Origin of the sequence: uncultured Brachyspira sp. (assembly GCF_934747485.1) — a bacterium.
Lineage (GTDB): Bacteria > Spirochaetota > Brachyspiria > Brachyspirales > Brachyspiraceae > Brachyspira.
In genome coordinates, this window is sequence record NZ_CAKVGN010000106.1 from 1 (window position 1) to 5821 (window position 5821).

3 protein-coding genes and 1 tRNA gene are annotated in these 5821 nt (G+C 25.6%); 3 read left to right on the top strand and 1 reads right to left on the bottom strand.

What is annotated here, in order from left to right; translation table 11 throughout:
* The first annotated feature begins 157 nt into the window (after nt 1-157).
* Nucleotides 158-1315, top strand: coding sequence for an MFS transporter (locus Q0H31_RS12760; RefSeq protein WP_295298775.1), 1158 nt, complete (start codon nt 158-160; stop codon nt 1313-1315).
* Between the two features lie 334 nt (nt 1316-1649).
* Nucleotides 1650-3395: a cytochrome c biogenesis protein CcdA gene (locus Q0H31_RS12765; protein WP_295298777.1), complete on the top strand. Its 1746-nt coding sequence runs from the start codon at nt 1650-1652 to the stop codon at nt 3393-3395.
* A gap of 19 nt (nt 3396-3414) precedes the next feature.
* Here Q0H31_RS12765 and Q0H31_RS12770 read toward each other — a convergent pair whose 3' ends face one another.
* Complete coding sequence (locus tag Q0H31_RS12770; RefSeq protein ID WP_295298779.1) at nt 3415-5487, bottom strand: tetratricopeptide repeat protein; 2073 nt, start codon at nt 5485-5487, stop codon at nt 3415-3417.
* Between the two features lie 125 nt (nt 5488-5612).
* On the opposite strand from Q0H31_RS12770, the gene Q0H31_RS12775 reads away from it, so the two are divergent.
* Nucleotides 5613-5694: transfer RNA gene (locus Q0H31_RS12775), tRNA-Leu, on the top strand.
* Nucleotides 5695-5821: the final 127 nt, after the last annotated feature.

Here is a 5821-nt window from a genome sequence, read left to right on the forward strand (position 1 = left end):
TTATGATACACCTATGCTATACTTTAAGAAATTAAGGAATTCCTAACTGCAATATGTCTGGCTCCTGTGCAATAAAATTCTAAAATACCTATTGACAGATAAAAAAATAAATATAGAATTTACACCTAATTAATAAAAAAATAGGAGATTATTAAAAATGCCTTTTGCTATATTTATGCTTACTTTTTCAGCATTTGGTATTGGTACAAGTGAATACGTTATAATGGGGCTTCTTTCTGAAGTTGCCAGAGATTTAAATATAAGTATACCCAAAGCAGGAACTTTAGTTTCAATGTATGCTATGGGTGTTGTTGTTGGTGCTCCGCTGCTTGCAATATTAACAATGAAACTTTCAAGAAAAATTACTTTAATTTTTTTGATGATTATGTTTATAATAGGAAATATTTTATGTGCTATAGCTCCAAATTATAATTTTTTAATGGTTGCAAGAGTTCTTGCCGCATTATGTCATGGAACTTTCTTTGGAATAGCCTCTGTTGTTGCTTCAGATATGGCTGGAGAAAATAGAAGATCTCAGGCTATAGCAATAGTATTTATGGGCGTAAGTTTAGCAAATATTTTGGGCGTTCCTATAGGTACTCATATAGGAGAACAATTTGGTTGGAGATCTACTTTTTATCTTGTTAGTGCAATAGGTGTGCTTGCAATATTAGCTTTGATTGTATCAATTCCTTCAAAATTACCTATGCCTAGTGGAGATGTTATCAGTGAGTTTAAAATATTAAGACATAGAAGAGTTTTTATACCTCTATTATTATCAGTATTAACATCAGCTAGTTTATTTACAATATTTACTTATATAGATCCTATACTTCAAAAAGTTACTATGGTAAATAAAGAAACTGTTATAAAGATATTATTTTATATAGGTGCTGGACTTACTATAGGAACATTTTTAGGAGGAAAGCTTGGAGATAGGAGTTTGATGAAATCTTTAATTTCAATAATGATTTTAATGATAATTATTCAAATTGTAATGTTATATGTAAATACAAAACTTATACCTATGATAATAGATTTGATAGCTTGGAGCATAGGGGGATTTGCAATATGTCCTATGCTGCAGTCTTTGGTTGTAGAGCAGGCTAAAGGGGCACCGAATTTAGCTTCTACATTTAATCAAAGTTCTTTCAATTTAGGAAATGCTATAGGTGCTAAATATGGAGGAATATTAATTTCATTTGGAGTGCAGTATAAAGATTTATCTATGTATGCTGCTATAATAATGATTATAGCAATAACTATTACTTTGTATTTCAGACATTATATTAAACATAAAGTAAGCAATGATTAGATATAAGTCAATTTTGTAAATCTATTATTAACTTTTTTGCCACAGGAAAGCTTTGAAAAAAGCAATTACTGTGGATTTAATTTTGCTAATACATATTAAACTTACTATAATACTAAAAATTTAGCATCAAAATACAGTTTTTTTGTTTCTTTTATACAAATAAAAAAATTTGAAAAACTATAATTATTGTGTATATAATAATCAAAATAATTTTCTAGAAACTCTATTATAAAGATAACTATTAAGAACAATAATTTTTTTAACAAAATACTAAAATAAATGTTATAATATACAAACAAAATATATGGTAAATATAATAAAAAGAGGAACATTAATGAATATAAATCAATTTAAGTATTTTAAATATATTATAATTTTTATTTTTACTTTAGCATGTATTTCTTTTGCTCAGAATAATAATTTAGTCAATTTAAACCAGTTTGATTATTTAAATAAAAATCCTGAAATTAATTTCACTTTAGAAACTAATGATAATAAAATTACAGTAAAAGCAAATATTCCAAACGGATATTATGCTTATTTAGAGTCAAGCATAGCAAATAAAATATTATTCTTTGCAGACAATAAAGAAATAAATACAACATATCCAGAAGGTGAAAAGTATCATGATGATATTATAATAAAAGTAGATACTGAGTTTATATTAAATGGTATTGATATAAATAAAATTAAGTTTATAAAAGCAACTTACCAATTATGCTCAGCAAAAGATAATATATGCTTACAGCCTCAAAGTAAAGTAATATACGGAGAAGAAATTGATATATCAAATACTAATATAACAGATGAAAAACCAGAGAATGCAAGCTCTATAGAAAGCTATATTAAAGGAAGCAATAATATATTTATAACATTGATTTTAATATTTGCAGCAGGTCTTGCATCTGTGCTTTTGCCTTGTACTTATCCCCTACTCTCAATTACAGTTTCTATTTTGGGCACAACAACAGATAAAAAAAACAATAAAAAATCAAGCGTATTAGCTTCACTTTTATTTGCATTGGGCGTAATAACAACCTACACTCTATTAGGTGCAATTGTTTCTGTAGCTGGGTTTGCTTTTCATAAAACCATACTCTTTGGAAGTATTGGATATAATCCTATTGTTTTAACTATATTGGTATTATTATTTTTATACTTTACTTTTTCAATGGCCGGTTTTTACGAAATTAAAGCTCCTTCATTTTTTCAGTCTGCAAAGACAAATGCATATGCTAAAAAGAATCAATCAATATTTCATAAATATATAATGGGGCTTCTTGCTGGAATAGTTGCAACTCCTTGTGCTGCTCCTATAATAGCTGTTATATTAGAAATAGGTTTTCTTAATCCTGTATTTGCTACTCTATACATGGCTGTTTATGCTTTGGGTTTTGCTTCTGTATTATTTGTTCTTGGTACATTTGCTTCAATACTTACAAAAATGCCTAAGGCTGGAAGTTGGATGGTATATGTTAAATATATTTTCACTTTCTTAATGATGATAATAAGTTTCTATTATGCTAATATACTTTTTGGTGTTTTAGGCTTTAACAAAATAAGTTATATATTAGCTTCAGCTGCAATATTAGTATTTGCTGTATTAGTTTACATAATAAAAAATAAAACTGCAATGTTAAGTACATTAGAGAAAAAAATATTTGTTTCTGTGCTTATAATATCAATAGCATTAGGCTCTGTTTATGGATTTGTAAAGTCAAAAAGCGAAGTTTCAAATATGATATCATACACTGATGCATTAGAACTTTCAAAACAAAATAACAAACCTATACTAATAGATTTTTCTGCTGTTTGGTGTGCTAATTGTTATGAGCTTAAAGAAAAAGTATTTGTAAATGAAGAGCTTAAAAAGTTTATAGACGATAATTTGATTTTCACTGAAGTTGATGTTGATAAATACAAAAATATTTCTGATGAGTATAATGTTAAATGGCTTCCTTGGATAATAGTTATTGACAGTAACAAAAATATATTATACACAAAGAATTCATTTTCAAGTTTCGATGACAACATGGCTTTGAGTATAAAAGAAGATTTAGAAAATATAATCAATAAATAATTTTATATACTAAAACTTTTTAAGAAATAGGGGCATTCGATACATACACATTAATTCTATATTTATTTTTTACCGTCTCTGAATTATATATATTAGTAGCCTTTGCTAACCTATCATTATATTTCTCAACCAAAAAATCAGCGTCCTTAACCTTTGGAGCAAGTATTACCTCTTTTAATGCCTTATTATCAAATAAATATAAATAGTTTTTGTAGGAGCGTTTCATATTATCATCTATATGCAAAGGATTACTTCCATATTCGAGAAGCTGTATAATACGCATCTCCTGCTCTTCTACAAATGAAGAATCCTTTATTAAATACTGTATATTCATAAGAAGCTGACAAGAATATTCTAACTCCTCACTATTAAAAGATTTAATAATATCAAATATATTATTAAAAATATAGCCTATTTTATTTCTTAACTTATCATAAAAATCATTACCTTCATTCCAAAGAGTATGATAATTTTTATTTAAATCTATTATAAGTGTATTGTAGTCAGATTCACAAGGATTAAATATTATTTCATTTTTTCTATAATTATAATAAAGCACATAATATAACGGCAAAGTATTTTCTTCATATGACTCCATATAAGAATTATTTTCTTTATTATAAGAAAAAGAAAATAATATACTCGAGTTTATATTATTAAAAGAAGTATCAAAAAAAGATTTATTAAAAACTAAACAACAGCCTGTACCTTCCTTATTATCATTTTTACCATATAATCTATACATAGTAAGAGAGTCTTTGCATCTGCTAAAAGAAGTTTGCAGTGCTATAAAATTATTAACTTTAGAATGCTTTACATTTAAACTATTATCTCTAAGAAGCTTCATTAAAATTTTACCCTCTTTAGGGTCATTAGCATTCTTCACGCTTGTCATTCTAAACTTATTTTTTTTAAGATAGCTATTATAACTTTTTAAATTAGCTTCTTCTCTTTTATCATATCTTTTATCATATCTTTTATCAAATGCCATCTCATCAAATACTTCTATGCTAGTGTAATGAGATATCTCTTCTATATTATCATAATCTTTTACTGATATTAAATATAAAAGTATATACTGAAGTATCCATAATCTTTTTAATTTATTTTTATCAGTAATCTCTCTTGTAACAAAATAAAAATATTCCTCTTTTTCTTTTATCCAAAAACTCTCTTGATTTAAAATTATATTTATTAGTTTATCTATATCAATAAAATGTATAAACTTTGATATAATATTAAAAATATTAACAGATTTATATTTGTCTATGCTAATTAAAATATCTAAAGCTTTATCATATTCTTTTAAACATATTAAAGAATTAGCCTTAGAAAAATAAACTCTCTCATAAATAGAATTATCATCAATATCATTATATTCAATCATATCGCTGTCATTAATATCTGTCTTTTTAGTGCTTTTTATCTCTTTTGATTTTAAAATATCAATAGCCCTATCAAAACATTCTATAGCCTCTTTATATTTATCTATTCTATTAAAACAGTTTCCTTTATTTAAATAAACTATCTCTAAATATTGATTACTCTCTATTGCTTTATCATACATTTTAAAAGCATTCTCTATTTCTCCAAGCTTTTCCAACATAATAGCCACATTTAAATAAGCATATTCATAACCTAATTTACCTGCTATATTAAAATAATCTAAAGCATCTTGATAGCGTTCCAATTTTGAATATATTATTCCTATATTAAAATAAGATATTTCAGATTTGTCATTTATTTCTATAGCCATATTAAAAGAAGACAAAGCATCATCATAAGCATTTAACTTAGCAAGTATTATCCCCTTATTAATAAAAGCCTTTTCATATAAAGGATTTATACCTATAGCCTTATCATAAAACTCTATAGACTTTTCATATTGATTTAAATAATATAATGTTAATGCTTTTTTGTAGTAGGCTCTTGCAAAATATGTATCTTTATAATTATTATCTAAATCTCCGCTATAAGTATAAAAATATTCTATAATCTTATCGTATAATCTAAGAGCAGAAGAATATTTAGTTAAGCCGAAATATAACCTCGCTTGAATAAACCAACTATCTATTTTATCTTTAACAGTCATAATATAAATCCTTTATTTTATATTAATACATTTTTTATTATTAGCAACATTTAAAAATAACTTATAATAAAAAATAAAATTTGACAAAAAGTTATGTTATTATATAATAGATATTAATTTTACTCGCTCGGGTGGTGGAATAGGTAGACACAACAGCTTGAGGTGCTGTCGGGTAACACCGTGCTGGTTCAAGTCCAGTCTCGAGCAAAATCTTATATAATAAATAATTTTAATTAACTTTTATATTTTTATATAAAATTATTGCACAGGAGCCAGACATATTGCAGTTAGGAATTCCTTAATTTCTTAAAGTATAGCATAGGTGTATCATAAT

Excerpts from the sequence above, each read along its gene's own strand:
- Q0H31_RS12760 (WP_295298775.1), top strand. The coding sequence starts at position 158 with ATGCCTTTTGCTATATTTATGCTTACTTTTTCAGCATTTGGTATTGGT.
- Q0H31_RS12765 (WP_295298777.1), top strand. The coding sequence starts at position 1,650 with ATGAATATAAATCAATTTAAGTATTTTAAATATATTATAATTTTTATT.
- Q0H31_RS12770 (WP_295298779.1), bottom strand. The coding sequence starts at position 5,487 with ATGACTGTTAAAGATAAAATAGATAGTTGGTTTATTCAAGCGAGGTTA.